This is a genomic window from Saccharothrix sp. ST-888 (genome assembly GCF_000955975.1).
In the GTDB taxonomy this organism is placed as follows: domain Bacteria; phylum Actinomycetota; class Actinomycetes; order Streptomycetales; family Streptomycetaceae; genus Kitasatospora.
Genome location: NZ_JYJF01001166.1, coordinates 1 through 221 on the forward strand (window position 1 = coordinate 1; position 221 = coordinate 221).

1 protein-coding gene is annotated in these 221 nt (G+C 72.9%); it reads right to left on the reverse strand.

Annotation, left to right across the window (positions count from 1 at the left end; genetic code table 11):
- Positions 1-221, reverse strand: a 221-nt coding sequence (locus tag UK12_RS36095) for a beta-ketoacyl synthase N-terminal-like domain-containing protein (protein ID WP_045307463.1), incomplete at both ends; no start/stop codon positions are given.

The following is a 221-nucleotide window of genomic DNA, read 5'->3' on the forward strand; positions in this document are numbered from 1 at the left end:
CAGCCACGGCCCGCCGGGAAACCGGAGATCGCATCCTGGGCCTGGGACACCAGTCGCCACAGGTCCTCGGGCGACTCCACGCCGCCCGGGTAGCGGCAGTTCATACCGACGATCGCGATCGCGTCGTCATCCAGTGCCACCACCGGACCGGTCACCGCCGCGGCTGCGGGCTGCTCGCCCACCAGCTCCGACCGCAGGAACCCGGCCAGCGCGGCAGGCGT